23 protein-coding genes are annotated in these 24850 nt (G+C 36.4%); 18 read left to right on the top strand and 5 right to left on the bottom strand.

The window, feature by feature from the left end; genetic code table 11:
* The first annotated feature begins 2 nt into the window (after positions 1-2).
* From miaA to ACLU24_RS04650, 9 genes are all read left to right on the top strand, one after another.
* Entirely contained in the window at positions 3-944 is a 942-nt protein-coding gene (gene miaA, locus ACLU24_RS04610) for a tRNA (adenosine(37)-N6)-dimethylallyltransferase MiaA (protein WP_412610645.1), read from the top strand.
* 118 nt (positions 945-1062) lie between these two features.
* Positions 1063-2358, top strand: coding sequence for a biotin/lipoyl attachment domain-containing protein (locus ACLU24_RS04615; RefSeq protein ID WP_412610646.1), 1296 nt, complete (start codon positions 1063-1065; stop codon positions 2356-2358).
* Complete coding sequence (locus ACLU24_RS04620) at positions 2336-3070, top strand: YggS family pyridoxal phosphate-dependent enzyme (RefSeq protein ID WP_412610648.1); 735 nt, start codon at positions 2336-2338, stop codon at positions 3068-3070. Before ACLU24_RS04615 ends, ACLU24_RS04620 begins: the two co-directional genes overlap by 23 nt.
* An 18-nt stretch (positions 3071-3088) precedes the next feature.
* Positions 3089-3625 carry a cell division protein SepF gene (locus ACLU24_RS04625; protein WP_412610650.1) on the top strand — a complete coding sequence of 179 codons (537 nt, stop codon included), beginning with the start codon at positions 3089-3091 and terminating at the stop codon, positions 3623-3625.
* An 88-nt stretch (positions 3626-3713) separates the two neighbouring features.
* The gene (locus ACLU24_RS04630) at positions 3714-4748 is read left to right on the top strand and encodes a DivIVA domain-containing protein (RefSeq protein ID WP_412610652.1); all 1035 of its coding nucleotides are present in this window, start codon (positions 3714-3716) and stop codon (positions 4746-4748) included.
* Between the two features lie 30 nt (positions 4749-4778).
* Positions 4779-7550, top strand: a complete 2772-nt coding sequence (ileS, locus tag ACLU24_RS04635) for an isoleucine--tRNA ligase (RefSeq protein WP_412610653.1) — start codon at positions 4779-4781, stop codon at positions 7548-7550.
* Between the two features lie 111 nt (positions 7551-7661).
* Positions 7662-8147 (top strand): signal peptidase II, encoded by a 486-nt coding sequence (gene lspA, locus ACLU24_RS04640; RefSeq protein WP_412610654.1) that lies wholly within the window; start codon positions 7662-7664, stop codon positions 8145-8147.
* Complete coding sequence (locus ACLU24_RS04645) at positions 8140-9054, top strand: RluA family pseudouridine synthase (RefSeq protein ID WP_412610656.1); 915 nt, start codon at positions 8140-8142, stop codon at positions 9052-9054. Before lspA ends, ACLU24_RS04645 begins: the two co-directional genes overlap by 8 nt.
* 935 nt (positions 9055-9989) lie before the next feature.
* Positions 9990-12617, top strand: coding sequence for an Ig-like domain-containing protein (locus ACLU24_RS04650; protein ID WP_412610657.1), 2628 nt, complete (start codon positions 9990-9992; stop codon positions 12615-12617).
* A 231-nt stretch (positions 12618-12848) separates the two neighbouring features.
* Here ACLU24_RS04650 and ACLU24_RS04655 read toward each other — a convergent pair whose 3' ends face one another.
* The 3 genes from ACLU24_RS04655 to ACLU24_RS04665 form a co-directional block, all read right to left on the bottom strand.
* Positions 12849-13265, bottom strand: a complete 417-nt coding sequence (locus tag ACLU24_RS04655; protein WP_412610659.1) for a helix-turn-helix domain-containing protein — start codon at positions 13263-13265, stop codon at positions 12849-12851.
* A gap of 218 nt (positions 13266-13483) precedes the next feature.
* Positions 13484-13993: a nitroreductase family protein gene (locus ACLU24_RS04660; RefSeq protein WP_412610661.1), complete on the bottom strand. Its 510-nt coding sequence runs from the start codon at positions 13991-13993 to the stop codon at positions 13484-13486.
* Between the two features lie 77 nt (positions 13994-14070).
* A complete protein-coding gene (locus tag ACLU24_RS04665) occupies positions 14071-16737 on the bottom strand; it encodes a sigma-70 family RNA polymerase sigma factor (RefSeq protein WP_412610663.1) in 2667 nt (888 codons plus the stop codon).
* Between the two features lie 290 nt (positions 16738-17027).
* On the opposite strand from ACLU24_RS04665, the gene ACLU24_RS04670 reads away from it, so the two are divergent.
* Entirely contained in the window at positions 17028-18257 is a 1230-nt protein-coding gene (locus ACLU24_RS04670; RefSeq protein WP_412610665.1) for a class I SAM-dependent rRNA methyltransferase, read from the top strand.
* 52 nt (positions 18258-18309) lie between these two features.
* Here the strand turns inward: ACLU24_RS04670 and fic are convergent, their stop codons facing one another.
* Entirely contained in the window at positions 18310-18918 is a 609-nt protein-coding gene (gene fic / locus ACLU24_RS04675; RefSeq protein ID WP_412610666.1) for a protein adenylyltransferase Fic, read from the bottom strand.
* A gap of 222 nt (positions 18919-19140) precedes the next feature.
* On the opposite strand from fic, the gene ACLU24_RS04680 reads away from it, so the two are divergent.
* The 4 genes from ACLU24_RS04680 to ACLU24_RS04695 all read left to right on the top strand — a co-directional run bounded on the left by ACLU24_RS04680 (position 19141) and on the right by ACLU24_RS04695 (position 20621).
* Positions 19141-19506: a type II toxin-antitoxin system PemK/MazF family toxin gene (locus ACLU24_RS04680; protein WP_412610667.1), complete on the top strand. Its 366-nt coding sequence runs from the start codon at positions 19141-19143 to the stop codon at positions 19504-19506.
* A gap of 62 nt (positions 19507-19568) precedes the next feature.
* Positions 19569-19784 carry a hypothetical protein gene (locus tag ACLU24_RS04685; protein ID WP_412610668.1) on the top strand — a complete coding sequence of 72 codons (216 nt, stop codon included), beginning with the start codon at positions 19569-19571 and terminating at the stop codon, positions 19782-19784.
* 14 nt (positions 19785-19798) lie between these two features.
* A complete protein-coding gene (locus ACLU24_RS04690) occupies positions 19799-20287 on the top strand; it encodes a hypothetical protein (RefSeq protein ID WP_412610669.1) in 489 nt (162 codons plus the stop codon).
* A gap of 136 nt (positions 20288-20423) precedes the next feature.
* The gene (locus ACLU24_RS04695; RefSeq protein WP_412610670.1) at positions 20424-20621 is read left to right on the top strand and encodes an alpha/beta-type small acid-soluble spore protein; all 198 of its coding nucleotides are present in this window, start codon (positions 20424-20426) and stop codon (positions 20619-20621) included.
* 200 nt (positions 20622-20821) lie between these two features.
* On the opposite strand, the gene ACLU24_RS04700 is transcribed toward ACLU24_RS04695, so the two are convergent.
* Complete coding sequence (locus ACLU24_RS04700; RefSeq protein WP_412610671.1) at positions 20822-21529, bottom strand: DUF421 domain-containing protein; 708 nt, start codon at positions 21527-21529, stop codon at positions 20822-20824.
* Between the two features lie 182 nt (positions 21530-21711).
* Here ACLU24_RS04700 and ACLU24_RS04705 point away from each other — a divergent pair, with 182 nt between their 5' ends.
* The 4 genes from ACLU24_RS04705 to ACLU24_RS04720 are packed head-to-tail and all read left to right on the top strand — an operon-like array spanning position 21712 to position 24381.
* Entirely contained in the window at positions 21712-22149 is a 438-nt protein-coding gene (locus ACLU24_RS04705) for a LytTR family DNA-binding domain-containing protein (RefSeq protein WP_412610672.1), read from the top strand.
* 12 nt (positions 22150-22161) lie between these two features.
* Entirely contained in the window at positions 22162-22602 is a 441-nt protein-coding gene (locus ACLU24_RS04710) for a DUF3021 family protein (RefSeq protein ID WP_412610674.1), read from the top strand.
* On the top strand, positions 22586-23503 hold the full coding sequence (locus ACLU24_RS04715; protein ID WP_412610676.1) for an ABC transporter ATP-binding protein: 918 nt from the start codon (positions 22586-22588) through the stop codon (positions 23501-23503). The genes ACLU24_RS04710 and ACLU24_RS04715 overlap by 17 nt, the downstream gene beginning before the upstream one ends.
* Positions 23500-24381 (top strand): ABC transporter permease, encoded by an 882-nt coding sequence (locus ACLU24_RS04720; protein ID WP_412610677.1) that lies wholly within the window; start codon positions 23500-23502, stop codon positions 24379-24381. The genes ACLU24_RS04715 and ACLU24_RS04720 overlap by 4 nt, the downstream gene beginning before the upstream one ends.
* Positions 24382-24850: the final 469 nt, after the last annotated feature.

Consider the following 24850-nt stretch of genomic DNA (forward strand, 5'->3'; position numbering starts at 1 on the left):
ATATGAATAATAAGATACCGCTTCTTTGCATAGTAGGTCCGACAGCGTCGGGCAAGACAGGACTTTCGGTAGAACTTGCCGAAAGATATAATGGAGAAATAGTTTCCTGTGATTCAATGCAGATTTATAAGGGTATGGATATTGCGACAGCAAAGGTTACAAAAGAAGAGGCTCGTGGAATACCGCACCACCTTGTAGATTTTTTACCGATAGGAGAAGCTTTTAGTGTTTCGGACTATGTCAAGCTTGCCCATAAGGTCATTGCAGAGATATACGAAAGAGGAAAGCTTCCCATACTCGTTGGTGGAACGGGACTTTATTATTCATCTCTTGTCGGAAATATAACATTTTCCGAAGAAAAGATTGACGAAAAACTTCGTGCGGAGCTTAACGAACAATATTTGCGAGAGGGTGGAGAAGTTCTGCTTAAACAGCTTGCAGAGTTTGACCCGGAAACTGCGTCAACACTTCACCCTAATAATGGCAAACGAATTATTCGTGCGATTGAGATTTATCGAAATACAGGAATAACAATGAGCGAACAGATGAAACGCTCAAGAGAAAAGCCTTCGCCATATAATCATCTTACAATCTGTCTTACTTATAAGGATAGGCAAAAGCTTTATGACAGAATAAATCTTCGTGTTGATAAAATGCTTGAAGCCGGAATACTTGATGAGGCAAAAGCTTTCTTTAATCAGAACCCGAGCAAAACAGCCTCAGCGGCTATCGGAATAAAGGAATTTAAGCCGTATTTAGATGGCGAATGTTCTCTTGAAGCTTCGGTAGAAAAACTAAAAATGGAAACCAGACGCTATGCAAAGCGTCAGCTTACATGGTTCAGAAGATGTGAAGATATAAAATTTTTAGAATGCGATTGCTGTAATATTCTTTCAGAGAGTGAAAAGCTTATCAATGAATGGAATTATGAAAAATTGTCCTAAAGTATGCCTGTATTAATAACAAAAATCCGTCAAATATCATAATAAACGCCAAAAATCGTGACAATCGGAAGATGATGTAGTATAATCATAAGGTAGATTGATTCAGAGAGGTGAGTATGTGGATAAATCTATAATCAGAAGAATAATTATTGCCCTGCTTTCTGTGCTTTTGCTTGTTTATGTAATTTATCTTTTGAGTAATGCGAGCTTTAAGAATATAAGAACAGAATCTGCAACTTACTCTACTATGACAGAATCCCTTGATGTAGACGGATATTTTATTAGAAGTGAAACCGTTATGAATTCAAAAAATGTTGGCGGTGTAATTTCCTATAAAGCTGATGATACAGATAAGGTCGCTAAAGGAGAAAAAGTTGCCGAGCTTTATAATTCGGCAGAGGACGCACAAAAGCAAGCCGAACTTCAAAGCCTTGAACAGCAGCTGTCTGTTTTAAAGGAATTGCAAAGTAGTGCAGAAAATCTTTCAGTTACCCCTGATGTTATTGATGAGAATATATCAACATATCTTATTGATATGGCGATAAACAAAAATGATGGCAATCTTTCAAAATCTGATGACAGCATAGACCAGATAATATATAATATCAATGAGCGACAAATCCTTACAGGAAAGATTAAGAATTTTAGCGAGAAAATTTCAGAACTTGAGGGTAAGATTAGCAATATGAAAAAATCCTCAAGTAAGAAGATTTCAGATATTACAGCTCCGGCTGCTGGCTATTTTACAAGTGAGCTTGATGGCTATGAAAATGTTCTTAATATAAAGAATATCAATTCTATTATGCCTGAAGATTTAAATAAGGCAAAAAATTCAAGCAAGAAAACTTATGATAATGCTGTTGGAAAGGTAGTTTCCGATGTATTTTGGTATGTTGCCTGTCCTGTAACCAGCGAGCAAGCTATTAAGCTTAATGAATATAAAGATAATCAGATGACGCTTACAATGCAGTCGGCATCACTCAAGAATATCAATGTTACTCTTGTAAGTATAAATCGTAAGGATAGCAAGTCAGATGGAGTTGCGATTTTTCTGGGAACAGATATGAATGAAAATTTGCTATCTGTTCGTTCAGGAACTGTTGCAATAAATATGAATTCTTATACAGGAATTTCCGTCCCGAAATCAGCAATTCATCAGGATACAATTACAATAACAACCCAGGATAAAGATGGTAAGGAAAAGAAAGTTAGCAAAAAAGTTTCAGGCGTCTATGTTCAATATGGAAATGAAATCAATTTTAAAGAGGTTATTCCGCTCTATTCCGATAGCGGTTTCGTAATCTGTAAGCAAGACCCTGGTGACGATGAGTTGTTTTCTGGTTCTACGATAAATGTTTATGACAAGGTTGTTGTTGAAGGAGTGGATTTATATGACGGAAAAGTTATCAACTGAGTATGAGCAAAGGCTCTTACAAGTCAAACAAAATTATGAGCACATTATGGCAAGAATAGCTGAGGCAGCTGAAAAGTCAGGAAGAAAGCCGGAAGATATAAAGTTTCTTGCCGCTACAAAGACAGTTTCCTATGATATTATAAATTATGCTATTTCTCTTGGCTTGAAATATATCGGAGAGAATAAGGTTCAAGAGCTTAATTCTAAATATGATGATTATAAGCTTGGCGATTGTGAGCTTCATCTTATCGGACATTTGCAAACGAATAAAGTTAAGCAGGTTGTCGGCAAAGTAAGTATGATTCAATCTGTTGATAGCGTTAAGCTTGCAAAGGAAATTGCAAAGGTTTCATCAAATCAGGGTATTACGACAGATGTACTTATAGAAGTAAATATCGGCAGAGAGGAAAATAAAACAGGACTTAATCCTGATATGCTTTATGAACTTCTCGAAGAAATATCATATTTTGATGGAATAAAGGTAAGAGGACTTATGGCTATTCCGCCAATTTGTGCAGAAAAAACAGAATTATGTAAATATTTTGAAGATATGCACAATTTATTTGTTGACATTTCGGGCAAAACAATGGATAATATATCTATGGATTATCTTTCTATGGGAATGTCTGCTGATTACTATGAGGCTATTCTTTGCGGTGCTAATATGGTAAGAATAGGCAGCGGGCTTTTCGGAGCAAGAAGCTATACATAATCTAAGGAGGAAATTTAAATGGCAGGTATTATGAATAAATTAAAAGATATGTGGAAACCACCGGAGGACGAAGTGGAATATACAGAAGATAATAGCTATTATGATAATGAATCCGCAGTTGATGACGGCGGAGTTTATGAAACAGAAGAGGAGTACGGCCCGGCATATGAAGAGCCGGAACCACCTCAACAGCATGTACAAAGACAAGCGTCAAGGCAAACTGCACCAAGATCATCTCAGTCTGGCAATAAGGTTGTTAATATCAATGCAACCGCTCGTTTGCAGGTGGTATTATTCAAGCCTGAACGTTTTGGCGAAGAAACAAGGGATATTGCTGTTGAGCTTATGAAGATGCACACAGTTCTCCTTAACCTCGAAAATACAAATAAGGATATGGCAAGAAGAATTCTCGATTTCCTTAGTGGCGTAGCATTCGCAAATCAGGGAAAAATCAGCAGAGTTGCTTCTAATACATATATGATTACTCCGAATAATGTTGACCTCACAGGTGAAGAAGTTCTTGATGAACTCGAGAGCAACGGACTTTATATGTAAAAACTATAGAAGCTTATCCGCTTCAAATTTCGGACAGAGGCATTATTGCGTCTGTCCGATACTGTCATTATAAGGAAAGGGAGATTATATGCTTACACTTGAAGAAATAAAAAATGTAACCTTTCATAAAGCACGAAATGGTTATCAGACAGAGGATGTCGATGATTTTATAGATGGCGTTATTGAAACTGTAGATAATATTCTCCGCGAGAGAGACGATTATCTTAAAAAGCTTGATATTTTTGCAAAAAAGGTTGAGGAATATCGCTCCACAGAAGAAAGCGTAGGAAGCGTTCTCCTAAGTGCACAAAGACTTGCAGATTCTAATATCAGAGAAGCAAATCATAAGGCAGATGTAATTCTCAGAGATGCTAAGGCTAAGGCAGACGCTATGGTTAAGGAGGCTAAGGAGAAATCTGAGGCTATGCTTACAGAAGCTCAGGAAAAGTCTGATGCTATGATGACAGACGCAAAGCAAAAGTCTGATAAGCTCATTGCTGATTCAACAGCAAATAGCCGTCGTGCAATAGCTGCCGGCAACCTTGAGCTTGAAAGACAGAAAGAACTTCTTAAGAAGATTACAGAAGATGTAAAGAGTTTCCAAACGCTGCTTATAAGAAGATACAGAGCTCAGTTTAATGCTATTAGGAATATTACGGACATTCAGGAAAAAATTAGAACTGATGAGGAACTTGATAAAGAATATCCGACCCCTAAAAAAGAAATAATAGCTCCAAAGGCAGAAGAAAAAACAGCTGAAAAAACAGAAAATAAGCCAGTTGAAAAACCTGCGGAAGAAATTAAAACTGATGAGGAAGTAAAGCCGGCAGAAAAAAATCTTGTCGAAACTCCGGTTGAAGAGAAAAAAGAACCGACTAAAGAAGTAGTAGAAAAGCCTGTAAGAACATCTGTTGAACCAATTTTTGCTTCAGTAGAGCATAAAAAAGAAACAGAAAGAAAATCTGCTATTGAAGATACAGAGGATAATATCGATATCAGTAGTTCATCTCCATCAGTAAAGAGAGAACATATTGAGCAGAGTTCAGAATTTGCAGAAGAAAAAGAAGTTAGATTTAACGATTTTAAGTTTGGTTCAGATTTTGATATTCACAGCAAAAAGTGATAATTTTATAAAAAGGGAGCGTAACAGATAATGGCTCAAGATTATAACAGCACATTAAATTTACCAAAAACGGACTTTCCGATGAGAGCAGGACTTCCAAAGTCAGAGCCTCTTATGTTAAAGCATTGGGAAGAATCTTCCGTTTATGAAAAGCTTATGGAGAAGAACGAGGGCAAGCCTCTTTTCGTACTTCATGATGGACCTCCATACGCTAACGGTAATATCCACCTCGGCACAGCACTTAATAAGGTTCTCAAGGATATTATCGTCCGCTATAAGAATATGTCAGGCTTTAAAGCACCATATGTTCCTGGTTGGGATACACACGGACTTCCGACAGAACTTAAAGCAAGAAAAAAAGCAGGTGTGGGCAATTCCACAACTATTGATGATATAGAGCTTAGAAAAATCTGCCGTGAGTTTGCACTTGGTTATATTGATGACCAGCGCAACCAGTTCAAGCGTCTTGGCGGTATCGGTGAGTGGAATAATCCATATATCACACTTCAGCACGAGTTTGAAGCAAAGCAGATTGAGATTTTCTCAGAAATGGCTTGCAAGGGTTATATCTATAAGGGCTTAAAGCCAGTTTACTGGTGTCCTGAGTGTGAAACAGCACTTGCAGAGGCTGAAATTGAATATGCGGAAGACCCATGCCATTCAATCTATGTAAAGTTCAAGGTTACAGACGATATGGGCAAGCTCAAGGCTCTCGGAGCAGACCTTGATAAGACATATTTCGTAATCTGGACAACTACAACTTGGACACTTCCTGCTAATGTAGCTATCTGTGTTGGCCCTCGTTTTAACTATGCTTTGGTTAAGAGCGGCGACGAATATTTCGTTATGGCAGAAGAGCTTTATGCATCTGCATTTGAGGCAGCAGGAATCACAGATTATGAAGTTGTCGGCACAATTATGGGTTCAGAGCTTGAGTATATGAAGACAGCTCACCCATTCATCGACAGAACATCTCTCGTAATCGTTGGTGACCATGTTACTCTTGAAAGCGGTACAGGCTGCGTTCATACAGCACCTGGTCACGGTCTTGATGACTATGAGGTTTGTAGAAATTATCCTGAAATTCCGATTGTTGTACCAGTTGATGCTCATGGCAAGCTTACAGAAGAAGCAGGTCAGTTTGCAGGACTTACAACAGAGGAGGCAAATAAGCCTATTGCACAGCACCTCGAAAAAATCGGTGCATTGTTTGCATTAAAGAAGATTATTCACCAATATCCACACTGCTGGAGATGTAAAAAGCCAGTTCTTTTCAGAGCAACAGAACAGTGGTTCTGCTCAGTTGAAGATTTCAAGGACGAAGCAGTAGAAGCAATCAAGGGCGTTAAGTGGATTCCTGGTTGGGGTGAAGACAGAATCATAAATATGGTTCGTGACAGAAAAGACTGGTGTATCTCCAGACAGAGAAAATGGGGTGTTCCGATTCCGATTTTCTTCTGCAAAGAATGCGGCGAACCTTATATCAATAAAGAAGCTATGATGGCTGTTTCCGAGTTGTTCAGACAAGAGGGTTCTGACGCTTGGTTCAAGAAATCTGCAAGCGAAATCCTCCCAGAGGGTACAAAATGCCCTAAGTGTGGTGGCACAGATTTCGACAAAGAAAAAGACATTATGGATGTTTGGTTCGATTCAGGCGTAACACACGCAGCAGTTTGCGGTCAAAGACCAAACCTCAGAAGACCTGCTGACCTTTATCTTGAGGGTGCAGACCAGTATAGAGGTTGGTTCCAGTCATCACTCCTTACATCTGTTGCAACAACAGGTGAAGCACCATATAAGGCAGTTGTAACTCATGGTTGGGTTGTTGACGGAGAAGGCAAGAAGATGTCAAAGTCACTCGGCAACGGTATCGACCCTTCAGATGTTGTCAACGATTACGGTGCAGACATTCTTCGTCTTTGGGTTGCGTCTTCAGATTACCATGCTGATATCAGAATTTCTAAGGAAATCCTCAAGCAACTTTCAGAGGCATACAGAAAGATTAGAAATACAGCAAGATATATCCTCGGAAACCTCAACGACTTTGAGCCTGATACAGATTCAGTATCTTTCGATAAGCTCCTTCCTATTGATAAGTGGGCTTTGATGAAGCTTGACGAGCTTAATGATAAGGTTCGTGAGGGCTATGAAAGCTTTGAGTTCCATCAGGTATTCCACGCTGTTCATAATTTCTGTGTTGTAGATATGAGTAACTTCTACTTTGATGTTCTCAAGGATAGACTTTATACAGAAAAGAGCGACGGTGAACTTCGTCGTGCTGCTCAGACTACAATTTATACCATTCTTGACGCTATGACAAGAATGATTGCTCCAATTCTTGCTTTCACTTCTGATGAAATCTGGAAGTATATGAAGCACAGCAAGAAAGACGATGCAGAGAATGTAGTATTTAACTCTATGCCTGAAAAGACAGGTATCAATGCTGATGAAGAATTTATCACAAAGTGGGATAAAATCCACGAAACAAGAGATATTGTCAAGAAGGCAATCGAGGTTGCTGTTAAGGCAAAGGAAATCCGTTCTTCACTCGAAGCAAAGATTACACTCAAATGCACAGGCGAGATGTACGACTTCCTTAAGTCCGTAGAAAATGAGCTTACAGCTGCATATATCGTTTCTGAAATTGAAATCGTAAACGATGAGAGTGCAACAGAGCTTAAGGTTGAAGTATCTCACGCAGCAGGTGAGAAGTGCGAGCGTTGCTGGTGCTTCAGCAGCACAGTTGGCAAGAATCCTAAGCACATCACACTTTGCGAGCGTTGTGCAAAAGTTCTTGAATAATCGCATATAATATAGTATAATAAATTCGCTCCAACCCATAAATTTGGAGCGAATTTTTATTATATGTTTAAAGCTTTTAACAGAACGCATTTATATTTGGGAGGAGTTATTTTGGCAGCAATTATTACGGCGGTAATTTCCGCAGTTCTTGTTATCATTGACCAGGTTATAAAATATTTCGTCTTAGGAAACCTACACAGCGGAGATAATGTTCCATTCATAGGCAATCTTCTTACACTCACATATGTTGAAAACCGAGGTGCTGTTTTTGGCATTATGCAGAATATGAGTTGGCTTTTTGCAATTATCACAATTCTTATGATTGCACTTTTCTTTTATGTAATCATTAAGAAGAAAATCACCAATAAGCTATTTCTTACAAGCGTAACGCTTATCATCGGCGGCGGAATAGGAAATCTCATCGACCGACTTTTCAGAGGTTTTGTTGTAGATTATTTGCAGCTTTCATTCTTTCCGCCGGTATGCAATTTTGCCGATTATTGTATAACGATAGGTGCGGTACTTATGGTTGTTTTTGTACTGTTTTTCAGCGATAAAAAAGAAGATAAGCCAAAGAGGATAGATTCTGATGAGTGAGATAATTTTAACTGCTGAAATTTCTGATGAGGGAACAAGACTTGATAAGTTTATATCTGATAATTCCGAGCTTTCCCGTTCACTTGCACAGAATATCATTGAAACAGGTAGCGTAACTGTTAATGGCAAAACTGTTGCGAAAAGCTGTAAGCTTAAAAATGGCGATAGAATTTGTTTCAGCGAGCCTGAACCCGAACCTCTTGAGATTGAGCCACAGGATATTCCGCTCGATATTCGCTATGAAGATGATGATTTGCTTGTTGTTAATAAGCCAAAGGGAATGGTTGTTCACCCAGCACCGGGTAACAATGATTCAACACTTGTAAATGCCTTGCTTGCATATTGCGGTGACTCACTTTCTGGAATAAATGGTGTTCTCAGACCAGGTATTGTACATCGAATAGATAAAGATACAAGTGGTTTGCTGATAGTTGCAAAAAATGATTTTGCACATAGAGGACTTGCTGAACAGATTAAGGAACACAGTTTCACAAGAAAATATCAGGCAGTCGTTTATGGCAATCTGAAAGAGGATAATTTCACAGTAGATTTACCAATAGGCAGACACCCAAAAGATAGAAAAAAGATGGCTGTCACCTATAAAAATAGTAAAAATGCGATTACTCATGTAAAGGTTCTTGCGAGATATAACGGCTTTACTCATGTTGAGCTTACTTTAGAAACAGGCAGAACGCATCAAATCAGAGTTCATATGGCACAGCTTGGACACCCTGTCGCTGGAGATATTGTATATGGACCTGCAAAAAATCCGATAAAGTCTTTGAATGGTCAATGCTTACATGCATATTATATCAGTTTTGAGCACCCAAGAGATAAACGTATAATAACAGTAGAAACCGAATTGCCGGAATATTTCAAAAAGTTTTTGGCTACTTTAATTAGCTAACGGATTTCTAAAAAAGATTTAGGGGCGAACTTTGTTCGCCCGTTTTTTGTGCATAACTAAATAGTATAAGATTCCAAATCATTTTTAGCGGCGAGCCGCCAACCCCAGACGCGGAATCGGTTTTGCAAACAAAACCTCGATATTTATAAGAAAAATTTGTTGCCCCGGTCGAAAAGATTACCAATGAACTACCGATTAGCTAATAAATTCCCAAAATCTTTATAAGATACTTAAAAGTTTCGCTCAAGGCGGCGAGCCGCCGCAGCCAAGACGTGGAATTGGTTCTGCAAGCAAAACCTCGGTATTTATAAGAAAAATTTGTTGCCGCGGTCGAAAAGATTACCAATGAACTACCGATTAGCTAATAAATTCCCAAAATCCTTATAAGATACTTAAAAGTTTCGCTCAAGGCGGCGAGCCGCCGCAGCCAAGACGCGGAATCGGTTTTGCAAGCAAAACCTCGGTATTTATAAGAGAAATTTGTTGCCACGGTCGAAAATATTACCAGTGAACTACCGATTAGCTAATGAATTCCCAAAATCCTTATAAGATACTTAAAAGTTTCGCTCAAGGCGGCGAGCCGCCGCAGCCAAGACGCGGAATCGGTTTTGCAAGCAAAACCTCGGTATTTATAAGAGAAATTTGTTGCCGCGGTCGAAAAGATTACCAGTGAACTACCGATTCAAAAGATACAAGACTTGATTTTCAGGTTTTGTATCTTTTTTGAGTTTATGTCAGAAAATATCAAATTTCGACAAAAGTTTTTCTCAATCTATTATAAAAATTGCAATTTTTTAAGAAAAATATGTTATTATTTTGTAGTAATTTCAAGAATTTTGTAATTTTCTTGTTACAAATTTGCCTAAATTACTTGAAATAGTGAGAAACTTGTTATATAATTGTAATGGATAAAATTTAATAAGGAGAGTTTCTATATGCACGCAAAAAGGTTAGCACCAGAAATTAAACCGATGAAACCACGTTTTGCAATAAGAACTAAAATTATTGCTTCTTTTTGTGCGTTTATGCTTGCAGCCTCTGTTACAGTTACGGCTATACCGTCAACTACTGCTAATGCAGATACATATGTTATGGCAACCTCAACGGTATATCTGAATGTAAGAGAGTCGGCAACAACCTCTTCTGCTGTCATTACTACGATAGACCCGGATACAAAGGTCACCGTTATTGGTGATAGAAATAAAGACTGGGTTCATGTTAAATTGAATGATGGAAGAACAGGTTATTGTTTTGCAGAGTATCTCAAAATTGATGATGTGTCAATTAAGTTGTCAAGGTCATCGAGAGATCTTGCTATAGGAAGCACAAAGAATATGCCTGTTACATCAAGCTGCAGCAGTAACAATATTAAATGGACAAGTTCTAACACTAAGGTTATGAAGGTTGACCAAAATGGTAACATGACAGGAGTTTCAGCAGGAACAGCAATAGTTACGGCTACCAACCAAATCACAGGAGGAAGCTCAACCGCTAAAATAACAGTTAAACATCCGGACTTTGATAAGATTTATGTTGACCCTCCTAAAAAAATTTCAATTGGTAGTTCGGTAAATGTCAATGCAAAGGCATCTAAAGAAGGAGGAAAACTTTACTACTTTACCTCTGATTCAACAATAGCAAAGATTACATCAAATGGAGTTATTAAAGGTATTAAAGCTGGTAGAGTAAGAGTAAGAGTAACTGAAAGCACAGGAACGATTTCAAAATTCTTCTATATAGATGTTGTAGAACCTGTTGCAACAAGCGTTTCACTTTCGCCTTCTACTGCAAAGGTTGCGGTTGATGCAAAGAAAACGCTTACTGCTAAGGTTTCACCGGTTGCCGCAGACATTACATATAAATCATCGAATACTTCAACAGTAAAAGTTGATAAATCAGGTGAATATAAAGGTGTGCATGAGGGTACTGCAACAATATCGGCATCAAATTCACAGGGTAAGGTTCTTGCAACAGCTAAAGTTACAGTTAAATATCCCGATTACAGTTCAATCACACTTACAAATGCACCATCATCTGTTACAGTTGGTAAAAGCTTTAATGTAGGAGCTAAAACTTCAACAGGAAGCGGTAAGATTTATCATCGGTCTAGTGATACATCAGTTGCAACGATTTCAGCTGATGGTACGGTTAAGGCACTTAAGGCTGGTACAGCAAGAATTTATTCATATGATGATACAGGTTCTGTTTATAAAAACTTTAACCTTAATGTAGTGCCAAATTCAAGTGTTACGCTTTCTAAGACATCTGCTACTATAACAAGAGGCGAAAATGTTAAGCTTACTGCAACAGTAAAACCTTCAGGTTCAGTTACTTGGAGTTCAAGCAATACTTCAGTTGCAACTGTAAGAAACGGTGTTGTAAGTGGTCTTAGAAAGGGTACAGCAACAATTACGGCCAAGACTTCTGCCGGAGCGACAGCGAGCTGCAAGATTACTGTTAATGATGTTTACTCGAACGGAAAGATTTCTCTTAATCAAACTTCTGCAACAGTAAACAGAACAAGAACGCTTTATCTTGAAGGCTATTCTTCATCAGGAATTACTTGGACAAGCAGCGACCCTTCTATAGCTACTGTTTCTGATGGCTTTGTTACAACAAAAGAAGTTGGTCAGGTTGCTATTACAGCTAAGGATTCAAATGGAAACAAGGCTGTTTGTGTAGTAAATGTTCTTGCGGCTACTCCGTTGAAGTTTACTTATACAAATCCAAATTCCGCAACTCTTAATTCAACAGTTACTTTCATTGCTATTACAGATAAAAAACGCACAGCTGTTAAGTTTAATGTTACAGTCGGAGATAAGACTTATGTTGTTAATGCAACTTCTAAAACTTCAGACGGTAACGATTATATCTGGAAGGGTACTCTTAAGATGACAAAGTCAGGTACATTTAATTACACTGCTTACGCATATCTTAATAATAAATGGAGTACTTGCAGCGATGCGAAGGGAACAGTATTTGTTTCTAATGTTACAAGCAAAAGCACAACGGCTATTCAGTCACTCAGAGCAAGTAATGATTTGATTTCATTTATTGCTGAGAAAGAAGGCTTCCTCTCGCACTATGAGCGTGACCAAATGGCTTATGACCCGGTTCCTACAGTTGGTTATGGCGTTGTTGTTTATCCGGGCGATATTTTCTATAATTCGCTTACAAAGAACGAGGCTTATGCATGGTTGGTTAAAGAAGTTAATGAGGGTGCATATACAAGTGCAATCAACAGATTTTCTAAGAATAATAACATCAAGATAAATCAATATCAATTTGATGCTCTTGTAAGTTTCTCATATAACCTCGGAACAGGCTGGACATATGGTGGCTGGGATATTTACGACTTTCTTACATCTTATAGTGATTTAAATAAGGTTAATCAGACAAAGCTTGTAAATACATTTGCTGTTTATCATCATGCAGGAGGTCAGCTTTATTGGGGACTTTATTACAGAAGAATAGACGAAGCTGAAATGTTCCTTAAGGGAGATTATATTTCAGATGGCTATAATAATAAATATGGTTTCAATATAAGCACCTGTTGTGTTTAAAATTTAAGATTTTTTAAAGGGAAAATCACGATTGCTGATTTTCCCTTTTCTTATGCAATGGTTAGTTTTTATAGTAAGTTTAGTAATTGACAACACCACTAAACTTTTATCAATTTATTAATTATAAGCTTAACTACTCGAACTGACGCTAAATATGTTTGTTTATAATTTTCTTGTTTTTGTCAAAAATAAAAATAGCAAATTCTCATTATAAGAATTTGCTATTAATAGTTAAGCCTTTTGTGGAGATATATTTTCAGGTTTGCTTATCATAAATTCGGAGTATTCAAGGAGTGCGTGTTTAGCTGATTCTGTCATTTTTTTATAATTCTTTATAAGCATATTAAGTATTTCATCTGTTATTTCGGTGGTTTTTTGAGAAATTTGGATTTGCATTGATTCTGGCTTAGATTTGACATCATAACCCATAAGCCATGCTTCAGATACATCTAATGCTCTTGCGAGAACATACAGCTTATTTTGACCTGGTTCAACCTTTCCCGAAACATATTGACTGAGGTCAGATTTACTTAACTTTACGCCATATTCATCGCAAAATGGCTTGGCACGATTTATAATATCAATTTGTTTTAATCCGTTTTTTTTCATAAATTCGTTAAGTCTTAACGCTGTATTTGATGTTTTCATTAAATCTGCACTCCTGTATTTCTTGTGTTGTCTTATTATATCAAAGTAGAAATAACAGTTCAAGCATATTTATCAAAAAATTTAAAATTTTGAACGATTTTGTCATTATATGATATTTATAAAAGCAGTATAAGCATAAGTTTCTTTTTACTACCTAAATTATTGGTTAATAAAAAGGTGGGGCAATAAGCTCCACCTTTTTTGCTATTAGTGTTATTTTAAGAAAGAATTATATCACTGAGTGGCTTTCTATCCTTATCGTGTCTATCAGGACTTTTGGGTTCGCAATCTGCATAGCCGATTGCAAGAATATTGATAGGCTCAACTCCATCAGTAATATTAAATTCTTCTTTGATTACCTGTGGCTTAAATCTGCCTATCCAGAGAGTGCCGAGTCCGAGTTCTGTTGCCATAAGCATCATGTGGTCTGTAACTATTGTTGCGTCTATATCGCCAAATTCCTTGCCGTCATATTTACGCTTCCACGATGTTGATGTATCATTGCAGACAATTAAAACGCAAGGCGCTTTATAGAAATTTGTTGCCTTAGAAACCTTTTCTAAGCCTTCTGTATCAGTTACAACTATAATTTTAATTGGCTGATAATTTACAGCTGAAGGTGCAATTCTTCCTGCTTCAAGAATAGTATCAAGTTTTTCCTTTTCAACCGGCTTTTCGCTATATGAGCGAACAGAATATCTTTTTTTTGCTAATTCGAGAAAACTCATAATAATAAACCTCCAGTGGATTTTGTTTGTTTAGATTATAGCATAAATTTGAAAAATAATAAACATCACTTTTGTGCTTACATATAGGAGAAATATAAACCATATTTTTTAGCGTATTTTTCAGTGTTAGAGCCTTTTTTAGCTACAAGTGTAACCTGAGTATTTGTAAAAATAGTGTCTTTATTATTATCAAGAGGAACGTCTGTATTTTCTATAAGATGTACAACCGCTTCTTTGTCCTTATATAGAGATACTGTCTCATCAAAAGTTATATTATTATTTTCGATTGTGCAAGTATCAAGTAGAGTACAGTCTGCAAAAGCATACAAACGAATTCTATTTACACTTTTTGGAATGGTAATTTTTCTAATAGATGAACAATCATAAAAAGCGGTTAACCCTATTTCGGTTATACCATCTGGCAATGTTATTTCAGTTAAAGCTTTACAACCGGAAAAAAGTGACCATTCAATTTTCGTAATGCCTGAAGGAATATTTATTTTTTTTAGAGATGCACAATCCAAAAAGGCTTTTGCTTTCATTGTTTTAAGACCTTTTGGAAGTGTTATTTCTGTTACAATTCCATTTCTTTGGAAAGCACAAAAACTTATTTCAGTAACACTTTCGGGAACAGTATATGTTTTATCTGATTTATGAGATGGATAGAAAAGTAATTTTGTAACATCTTTATTATATAATACACCATCAATAGATGTGAAATATTTGTTTTCCTTATCAACATAGATATTTTTCATATAAACACAATTGTAGAAAGGATTATATGATTGTGTATTATCTAGATTATCAAGAGAGATTGACTGAATATTTTTTGAGATAGTTACACTCTTGATTTGTGAGCAATTCTCAAATGCCATCGGGTCTATTCCTGTGACAATTTTACCTGAGTGTTTTTCAGGTATTACTATATCTTCAAGCTTACCGTTATATCCTACTATGTGTAATGTACCATTAGAGTATTCTTTATATACATAATTTTTTTCATCAGCTTTTATCTCTTGTGAACGGAGCTCTTCGGAAGTTGGTTCGTGTGAGCTTTCAGTATTTGATGTTATTGTGATTGGAGTTTCTGTCATACCGTCTATAGAAATACTACTATTTTTGGCGGCATTTGAAATATAATATAAAGTTACGCCCGCTACAACGACAAAAGCCACACCTGCAACAGTAGCGATACCGGCTTTTGATTTAAGAAATTTACTAAGCTGTGAAGGTTCTTTATTTTGTTTTACATCTTGCTTTTTAACTTTCTTTTTAGGGGTATTACTTACACTGAAATTCGATTCTAATGTTCTCTGATATGGTTGAGGTTTTTGAGGAGCGTTGTTTGATGGCTGTTCTGAAACCGCTTGAACATTCTGCGTTTGTTTTGCAGTTGGTTCCTGTTGAGCTGGCTGTTGAGCCTGTTCGTAAGGATTGGAATATTCCTGTTGAGTTGGCTGTTGAGCCTGTTCGTAAGGATTCGCATATTCCTGCTGAGTTGGTTGTTGAGCCTGTTCGTAAGGATTTGCATATTCCTGCTGAGTTGGCTGTTGAGGCTGTTCATAAGGATTCGCATATTCCTGTTGAGTTGGTTGTTGAGGCTGTTCATAAGGATTGGGATATTCCTGTTGAGCTGGTTGTTGAGGCTGTTCGTAAGGATTGGAATATTCCTGTTGAGTTGGCTGTTGAGGCTGTTCGTAAGGATTGGGATATTCCTGTTGAGCTGGTTGTTGAGCCTGTTCATAAGGATTCGCATATTCCTGTTGAGTTGGCTGTTGAGCCTGTTCGTAAGGATTGGAATATTCCTGTTGAGTTGGCTGTTGAGGCTGTTCATAAGGATTGGAATATTCCTGTTGAGTTGGCTGTTGAGGCTGTTCGTAAGGATTTGCATATTCCTGTTGAGTTGGCTGTTGAGCCTGTTTATAAGGATTCGCATATTCCTGTTGAATTGGTTCGGGAGTTTGTTTATCAGCTTCAGTATTTTGTGATTGCTGTTCAGGCTCGGCAGGGGACGGAATGTTTAAAATTGATTGTATATTGTTTGTTTCTTCAATTACAGCCTTTGAACTCGTTGGTGGTGTAATTATATTGCTCATAGGCGGTGCAGGGTGGAATAAAAATTGAGATTTTGCTAATTCCATAAGTGTAAATGGAACTGCACCGAGAGATACTGAACGCATAAGTCTGCCTTCTGATTCGGCTCTTGCAATTTCTTTTTTTATTTGCTCTCTTGCGGAGGAAAGTATGCACATTACTGTAGTTTCCGGTAAATCTATTGTTGAAGAAATAGCAGATACAGACATTTCCTGATAGTAGTGCATTATAGTAAGAAGTCGCTGGTCATCAGGAAGATTTTCAAGTATATCTTTTACAACATTTCTTGTATCTTTATCATCAATAGTTTCCTGTGGAAGTTTGTCGAAGTTATCTTCATCGTTCCACTCAAAGTTTTCAACGATATTACTAAAAGCTGTTGAATTTTTTTCTGTTATAAATATGTAAGCAGAATATGCGGCAATTCTATTGAGCCATATATCGAAGATTTCAGGTTTATCGAGAGTATCTAAATTTTCGAATGCGTGGGTATAGCTTTCTTTCATTATATTTAGTGCATCTTGGTCGTTTTTAGTTATGTTAAGTACAGCAAAAAATAATGAGTCTTTTGTTAGATTATATAGTGTTTCATAAGCTGTTTCATCACCGGTTAAGGCACTATGAACATATTTTGAGAAATAGTTATCCATAATTAAACCTCCGAGCCGTAGGTGTTTTATTATACGGCGAAATAATTAAAAAGTTTAAAGAGTTTTCAATTTAACTTATTAACTTTTATACATATCTATATTTTAACTAAAAATTAGAAAAATTTCAATCTGTTTAGAGAAATTATATCAAATAAATATTATATTTTTTATCTGAGTAAGCTTTTTTATTGAAAGTTTAGTTTGTAAATGTTAAAATTAGATTGTTTGATTTATGTTAGATGTTTTGAGGGATTACCCACAAATTAGATTATCAGAAATGGAGAAATAATATGTCGCTTAAAAACAGAGAATATCCTCGTGCAGAAATTTCAAGAAAGGCGGAAACTTCACTTATTGGCGGAAGCACATGGGTTTATGATACAGAAGTTAAAAAGATTTTCGGAGAAATCGAGGACGGAAATCTTATAGATGTTGTAAACAATCGTGGAAGATATATGGGTACAGGATATTATAACTCCCACTCGAAAATTCGTATAAGGGTTATTTCACAAAATGCAAATGACCGTTTTGATTATTCATTCTATGAACGCAGAGTAAGATATGCTTGGGAATATCGCAAGACTGTTATGCGTGATGACCTGAATTGCTGTCGTATTATATTCGGTGAGGCTGACGGTTTCCCTGGACTTACTGTGGATAAGTTTGATGATATACTTGTAACTCAGACGCTTTCTCTTGGAACAGAGCGTGTTAAGCCTTTGATTTTTAAGGCACTTGTTAAAATTCTTACTGAAGACGGCTTTAATATTCGTGGAATATTTGAAAGAAATGATGTTGGTATTCGCCGTCTTGAAGGAATGGAGGAAAACAAGGGATTTTTTAAGATTGACGGACTTGATATTCCTGATTCAACTGAGGTAACTATTGTAGAAAATGGAATTAAATATTATGTGGATTTTGAAAATGGTCAGAAAACAGGATTTTTCCTAGACCAAAAATTTAACCGCAGGGCCGCTGCAAAATTGGCAAAAGGCAGACGAGTTCTTGACTGCTTTACACATACAGGTTCTTTTGCACTTAATTGTGCTTATGGCGGAGCAGAGCATGTTTGTGCTGTTGATATTTCTGAGGACGCAGTTGGTTTTGCAAAAAGAAATGCCGAACTTAATGGTCTTGAGGATAAGATGAGCTTTAAAGCAGTTAATGTTTTTGATTTGTTGCCGAATCTTCCAACTGCAGATGAAAAATATGATTATGTTATTCTTGACCCACCTGCTTTTACGAAATCTCGTGCAACTGTTGATAGTGCAATTCGTGGATATAAAGAAATAAATCTTCGTGCTATGAAGTTACTGCCAAGAGGCGGTTATCTTGCTACTTGTTCTTGTTCGCACTTTATGACAGATGAACTTTTCCGCACAATGCTTAAATCTGCCGCATTTGACGCTCATGTTGAGCTTCGTCAGATAGAAGCTCGTCAGCAAGCTCCTGACCACCCGATACTTTGGAATATGCAGGAAACAAATTATCTCAAGTTCTATCTCTTCCAAGTTGTTTGATGATTTTAAATAGAAAATTCGCACAGGCTTTTAACGGCTTGTGCGAATTTTTTTATTTTAAATCTTCTGTTTTGAATAAATCATAGCCTTCATAATGATAGCTTGCGTCAATGCCTTTCATATAGATATTACGATCATTGATTTTATCTATAAGAGCACTTTTTAATAGAAATTTGATTTCAATATCTTTTACTGGACTTCGTTCCATAGCAAGTAAATAATCCTCTTTATTAACTTTGCTCCAATCAATAACCTGACCTAATTCTTTCTTTAAAATAGCGTCAAGCCATATTCTTGTACTTCGTCCGTTTCCCTCTCGAAATGGGTGAGCAACATTCATTTCAACATATTTTTCAATGATTTCATCAAAGGTAGATTGTGGCATTTTTGAAATGCTTTCAAGTGCCTCAGAAAGATACATTATAGAGGCAAATCTGAAACCGCCCTTAGCAATATTTACTTCACGAATTTTGCCTGCAAAATCGTAAATATCTTCAAATAGATATTTATGAATCTGCGATAGACCTTTAAATGTGCCAACCTCAAAAGTATCTAATAAGCCGGTTTCAAAAAGTTCAAGAGCTTTTGTTTTACTGATTTTTTCTTCTGTGTGGGCAAGTTCTAAGGAATCTGTAATGCCTAATTTATTTTTAAAAGTCATATAAAAAGCTCCTTTTAATGATGTTTATGCTATGAAAATTTTCAGTATTTAATAAAGTATAATATAAAATTTTGATGTTTTCAATATGGTTTATTACATAAGGTGGCACTTGGCTTTTGCAAGAATATTATGTTAATGTGCTGGATGATTATGTTTATTTTTCCGAAAATCGGACAAGAATAATATTGCCGGCACAAAATAAAATTTCGGAGAGTGAAAGCTGTGAATATTAAACGAGGAGATATATATTATGCGGATTTAAGTCCCGTTGTAGGCTCTGAACAAGGCGGCGTAAGACCTGTTTTAATCATTCAGAATGACATCGGCAATAGATATAGTCCAACTGTAATTGCTGCGGCTATCACAAGCCGAAGCACTAAGGCGAACTTGCCAACGCATATTCGTCTTATGGCCAATGAGAGCGGTCTTGCTAAGGATTCTGTTGTGCTTTTGGAACAGATTCGCACAATAGATAAACGCAGACTAAAAGAGCGTATGGGTTCTCTCGACCTTGGCGAAATGGGAAAGGTTGATGAAGCACTTTCTATTAGTTTTGGTTTGGGTGTTGAGCATAATACGATTACATAAATAATATGTAATCGTAGAATTTTGAGTTAAAATATTTAGGAATACTTTTAAGGGGAATTTTTATGGATAGTAAAAATATTAATAAGGTCGATTTAAACAGGGCAAAACATTATCCTAATGATAAGGAAACCGAAGCTCGTGAAGAAGCTTTAAAACAGTTTAATCCTGTTTCAAGCACAACCGATTGTACGGGGCTTATTCCTTTTGCAGCTCAGGGTGAGGGAGAACTTGAATCATATCGTGAGATAATTCAATATACGCCGCCTTATGAAAAATAATTATAGGTATTGCTATGATAAATATAAAAATCTTGGGGAAAAATAAAGAACTTTTTAACTGTGTTTGCAAGTCTATTGAGCGTTATGGCGATATGATTTGCAAACAAAGGAGTATTTCGATATCTACTGCCTCGGAAGCTTTTAACGAGCTTTCGGGCAGTTCTATTGCTGTTTTTTGCAGTGGCTTTAAAGGAAAAATATATGGAGAGAATTTTCTTGCGATATTTTCTTCGGAAAATCGCAATGCTATAGATATGCTTAACGGCAGCAGTAATATTGCAATTTCGTGCGGAATGTCGCTAAAGGATACATTGAGTACGGCAAGCATTGCTGATGAAATGAATATGGTGAGTTTGCAAAGAGCAATACGCACGATTGACGGAGAACTTATTGAGCCAAGAGATTTTTATATTAAGGGTAATTGTGAACTTTACTCCTCTTTAGCTTCAAGTGCAATTCTTCTCTTGCTTGGGGTTACACCCGAAAACGGTTTTGAGTTTTAAGATAAAAAATTCCAAAATAGATAAAATTTACATTTAATATTAAGCTTATAACGACATAATATAATAGTGCAAACGCAAAACAACAAAATCAAAAATCAAAACATCAAAAAAATTTAAAAACAAAGGAGAAATAATTATGTCAAGCAACAACAATCAACTCAATGTACCACAGGCAAAGGAAGCTATGGAACGTTTTAAGATGGAATGTGCAAGCGAAGTAGGCGTAAATCTCAAGCAGGGTTATAACGGCGACATCTCTGCAAGAGAAGCAGGTTCAGTAGGCGGTCAGATGGTTAAGAAGATGATTGAAGCTTACGAGAACGGTATGAAATAAGCAGTGCATTAAAGCACCTTATGATTTAAACTTCTAAACAAATTTGAAATAAACTAAAAAGCGTGGCGAAGAATACTTCGTCACGCTTTTGTTTATATAAAACATAAGTTATATAAAATGAAAAGTTTCTTTCAAACCTTTTCAAAGTTATTATGAATTAACAGCTATTATTGAACTCACTTATAAAGATATTGCTGAGCTTATTGGAACATATCCTTATCAGGCTTATTTTTTACTTTTTTATAGCTGGTTAGCTTATCGTTACTATCACAGACCGCAAGAAATACATCAGAAATTCGGTTTATATTTTGCTCTTTAAGCTTTTTGTTTAGCCAAGTAATATCTTTACCGGAAAATTTCAGATTGCCTGTCAGGACTTTGCCGTCAATTATAAGAGTTATAAGAGGTTCGTCTTTATCAGGGAAAAGGGCTATATCTTTAGGGATTAACGGGCGTGACTCGGATTTTGGAAGGACAGAAAGTTTTCCGTTTTCTTCGAGAAAAGCCGCTTCTAATTCGCTTATATTAAAATATCCGTTAATTCTTAGCTGTGAAAGAAATTCGTTCATATCTATACGGGCTTTTTTGAAATTTTTATAGAAAAGCTTATTGTTTTTATATAATACAAGGGTTTTACCATTTAAAAATCTTCTGAGCTTTATATTCTTGTTGGCAAGAATCGAAATTAAAACAGTTACTACTCCATAGATTATCATTGCAAGAAGTGGCTTGAGAAAATCGTCCTCAAGAGAGGTTGCCATTTCTGCGGCAATAGAGCCAATAGTTATTCCGTTAATATAATCAAACATATTAAGCTCTGACATCTGACGGTTTCCAATGAGTTTTGTAAGCAAAAAAAGCACTATAATAGAACCTATTGAGGTTAGTGCAACATTAAGTAAATCCACAAATATTCCTCTTTTCTTATAATAATACTGGAATTATTTTAACCATATTATCCCGAAAAATTCATTTTTATTCAGACGACCAAAGCTGAGTGCAGTTTAGATACCATTAAATGCATTTTACCTGAATTTGGTTTACGCAACGATTTTTATGTGATATAGTTTATTTGTAAGGAGGTTATGAGATGAAGCTTATTATAGAGCAGGATGGAAATTTTAAAGAAACAGAAATAATTATTCGCTGTTCTGAAATAAATTCCGAACTGCAAAAGATTATAGATGCGATTAAAATATGCTCCTTTACCATAACCGCCTATAAGGACGGATATTTGCAAAAAATCAACCATGAAGATGTCTGCTACATAGAAAGTGTAGATGAGAAAACATTTATATATTGTGAAAACGATGTTTATGAAAGTAAGATGAAACTTTTTGAATTTGAAGAGGCTCTTATAAATTCAAGCTTTGTGCGTATAAGTAAATCGTGTATTTTAAATATAGATTTTATTGAGAAAGTAAAGCCAATGCTGAATGGAAAGTATGAGGTACTTCTCTTAAACGGAGAAAAGCTGATAATTAACAGACACTATGTACCTATTTTCAAGAAAAAATTTGGTCTTTAAGGAGGTTGTCTAATGGCAAGATTAAAATATTATATGAATATATTTTTTTCATCATATACAATAGCTTCGCTTATAGTTGCTTTTATAAACACTTTAAATTATTCCACAAGCTTTGGTGTGGAATGGATATTCCAAATGGCTTTGCTTTGCTTTATAATTACGATTCTTATGTTTATAACGGATATAGTTTCTGAAAAGTTTTTTGGAAATATTCCTGTTTTTGTTTTTATTTTAATTGGTTTAATTGAGGTTTCAGCCTGTGTATTACTTATGGGTGGTTTATGGTTTGAATGGTTTACGCTGAATGTTAATTGGATATCAGAGGTTATTGTAATAGATACGGTGGTATATTTTTCGGTATTTGTAATTATGTTTTTTCAAGAGAAAAAATCTGCAGAAAGCATAAACAAAATTATTAAAAATGGGAGGAATAAAAATGGAAAAGATAATTGAAGTTAAAAATCTGAAAAAATCATATGGCGATGTTCAGGCTGTTAAATCACTCAGCTTTTATGTAGAAAGCGGAAAACTATTTGCGTTCTTAGGTCCTAACGGTGCAGGTAAATCTACTACTATTGATATGATTACCACATTTTTAAAGCCGGACAGCGGAGAGGTTACTGTTTGTGGCAGAAAATTAGGATACGAGGACGATAAAATTCGCAGCCAGATAGGTGCAGTGTTTCAAGACGGGGTACTTGACCCTTTGCTTACCATAAAAGAAAATATTATGATTCGTGGCGGATTTTACGGACTCAGCGGAGATAAACTCCGTGAAAATGTTGAGAAGGCTATGGCTGTTTCAGGTGTTACTGAAATTCAGAACAGAAGATATGGTAAGCTTTCAGGCGGTCAACGCAGAAGGGCAGACATTGCAAGAGCCTTAGTCAATACGCCTAAGGTACTTTTCCTCGATGAGCCGACAACAGGTCTTGACCCTCAAACAAGAAAATCTGTATGGGAAACTATTCGTAAACTTCAGCAGGAAACAAAGATGACGGTTTTCCTTACAACGCATTATATGGAGGAAGCGGCTGAGGCAGATTATGTTGTTGTTATTGACGGAGGAGAAATCTCTGCGAAAGGCACTCCGGCAGAGCTTAAAGAAAAGTATGCCGGAGATATTATGATAATTTCGCCAAAGAGAAATAGCACTGGTGTTAAAGAATATCTGCAAAAGAATAAAATTGATTTTGCCGAGGTTGGCGCAGATATAAAAATCAATATTAAAAGCACTATGGACGCTTTGCCGATTCTTGACGCTTGCAGAGATTACATAGAAGGTTTTGAAGTGTTAAATGGAACTATGGACGATGCCTTTATTGCAATAACAGGAAAGGAGATAAGAGAATGATTTTATTTGCTAAAAGAAATTTAAAACTTTTTTTCAGAGATAAGAGTTCGGTGTTCTTTTCTTTGCTTGCAGTTTTAATTGTTATAGGTTTATATGCGTTTTTTCTTGGTGACCAACTTGTAAGCAGCTTTGACGATGTTGATGGTGTAAAGGTTGAAGGTGCAAAATTCCTTATGGATAGCTGGCTTATTGCAGGAATTCTTGCAGTAACCTCAATTTCTACAACCTTAGGTGCATTCGGCGTTATTGTTGATGACAAGGTTAAGAAAATAGATAAGGATTTTCGTTGCGCACCGATTTCAAGAAGTTCTATTGCGGGAGGATATATCATAAGTGCATTTGTTATTGGTATAATTATGAGTGTTATTGCCTTTGCAGTCGGGGAGCTTTACATAGTTGTAAGCGGTGGAGAGATTTTACCTTTCGATTCGATTCTAAAGGTCCTTGGAATGATTCTTCTTACTGTTCTTGCCGGCTCTTCAATGATGTTCTTTGTGGTATCGTTCTTTAGCAGTACAAATGCGTTTGCAACTGCAAGTACAGTTATCGGAACACTGATTGGTTTTATTACCGGAATATATCTTCCTGTTGGTTCTATGCCTGATAGTGTTGCTATGGTTGTTAAGATTTTCCCTATATCTCACGCAGCGTCTATTTTCAGAAAGATATTTATGGAAGTTCCATTTGAAAAATCTTTTGACGGTGTGCCTGCTATGATTTCAGATGTTGCAATACCGTCAATAAGAGAAGAACTTGGCGTTGATTTTACAATAGGCTCTTGGGAGGTTTCCACTCTCGACAGCATACTGATTTTAATTGCAACATCAATTCTTTTCTATATCCTTGGAATAGCTGTTATTTCGAGAAAAAAGAGATAAGATAGCGTATTAGCTAATAAACTTCCCTAAGACACTTAAAAGTTTTGCTCAAGCTTTTTCAAAAGCTTGCAGTTTCCAAAGGCAGAGCCTTTGGTCGCTCTCCGCAGAGAGCGAAACACCTTTGGGCGAAGCCCAACATTCTTTACTTCTAAAGCGGTGGACTTTGTCCACCGCTTAATTTTTTCTTGTTAGTAACATTAGATATAAAGGGCGGACGAAGTCCGCCCTTAGAGAGAAAGAGATGTTAAGGGCTTTGCCCTTAAAACCCACGAGGGACTCCGTCCCTCGACCCTGCAAGCCTTTAAAAAGGCTTGAGCGAAACTTTTATCTGTCTTAGGGTAAGTTTGTTAATTAATCGGTAGTTCATTGATAATTTCGTTATCCGCAGCAACAAGTTTCCCTTAATCAATTACGAGCGAGACTTGTCGAGCGATTCCGCGTCTTGACGGCGGAGGCACTCCGCCTTGAG

The organism is Pseudoruminococcus sp., assembly GCF_047012705.1.
In the GTDB taxonomy this organism is placed as follows: Bacteria; Bacillota; Clostridia; order Oscillospirales; family Acutalibacteraceae; genus Pseudoruminococcus.

Bases quoted from the DNA above. Each gene is read 5' to 3' on its own strand.
- ACLU24_RS04645 (WP_412610656.1), top strand. From the start codon at position 8,140: ATGAGTGAGATAATTTTAACTGCTGAAATTTCTGATGAGGGAACAAGA.
- ACLU24_RS04715 (WP_412610676.1), top strand. From the start codon at position 22,586: ATGGAAAAGATAATTGAAGTTAAAAATCTGAAAAAATCATATGGCGAT.
- ileS (WP_412610653.1), top strand. From the start codon at position 4,779: ATGGCTCAAGATTATAACAGCACATTAAATTTACCAAAAACGGACTTT.
- ACLU24_RS04660 (WP_412610661.1), bottom strand. From the start codon at position 13,993: ATGAGTTTTCTCGAATTAGCAAAAAAAAGATATTCTGTTCGCTCATAT.
- ACLU24_RS04620 (WP_412610648.1), top strand. From the start codon at position 2,336: ATGACGGAAAAGTTATCAACTGAGTATGAGCAAAGGCTCTTACAAGTC.
- ACLU24_RS04690 (WP_412610669.1), top strand. From the start codon at position 19,799: ATGATAAATATAAAAATCTTGGGGAAAAATAAAGAACTTTTTAACTGT.
- ACLU24_RS04655 (WP_412610659.1), bottom strand. From the start codon at position 13,265: ATGAAAACATCAAATACAGCGTTAAGACTTAACGAATTTATGAAAAAA.
- ACLU24_RS04670 (WP_412610665.1), top strand. From the start codon at position 17,028: ATGTCGCTTAAAAACAGAGAATATCCTCGTGCAGAAATTTCAAGAAAG.
- ACLU24_RS04720 (WP_412610677.1), top strand. From the start codon at position 23,500: ATGATTTTATTTGCTAAAAGAAATTTAAAACTTTTTTTCAGAGATAAG.
- ACLU24_RS04685 (WP_412610668.1), top strand. From the start codon at position 19,569: ATGGATAGTAAAAATATTAATAAGGTCGATTTAAACAGGGCAAAACAT.
- ACLU24_RS04665 (WP_412610663.1), bottom strand. From the start codon at position 16,737: ATGGATAACTATTTCTCAAAATATGTTCATAGTGCCTTAACCGGTGAT.
- miaA (WP_412610645.1), top strand. From the start codon at position 3: ATGAATAATAAGATACCGCTTCTTTGCATAGTAGGTCCGACAGCGTCG.
- ACLU24_RS04650 (WP_412610657.1), top strand. From the start codon at position 9,990: ATGCACGCAAAAAGGTTAGCACCAGAAATTAAACCGATGAAACCACGT.
- ACLU24_RS04705 (WP_412610672.1), top strand. From the start codon at position 21,712: ATGAAGCTTATTATAGAGCAGGATGGAAATTTTAAAGAAACAGAAATA.
- ACLU24_RS04630 (WP_412610652.1), top strand. From the start codon at position 3,714: ATGCTTACACTTGAAGAAATAAAAAATGTAACCTTTCATAAAGCACGA.
- ACLU24_RS04695 (WP_412610670.1), top strand. From the start codon at position 20,424: ATGTCAAGCAACAACAATCAACTCAATGTACCACAGGCAAAGGAAGCT.
- ACLU24_RS04710 (WP_412610674.1), top strand. From the start codon at position 22,162: ATGGCAAGATTAAAATATTATATGAATATATTTTTTTCATCATATACA.
- ACLU24_RS04625 (WP_412610650.1), top strand. From the start codon at position 3,089: ATGGCAGGTATTATGAATAAATTAAAAGATATGTGGAAACCACCGGAG.
- fic (WP_412610666.1), bottom strand. From the start codon at position 18,918: ATGACTTTTAAAAATAAATTAGGCATTACAGATTCCTTAGAACTTGCC.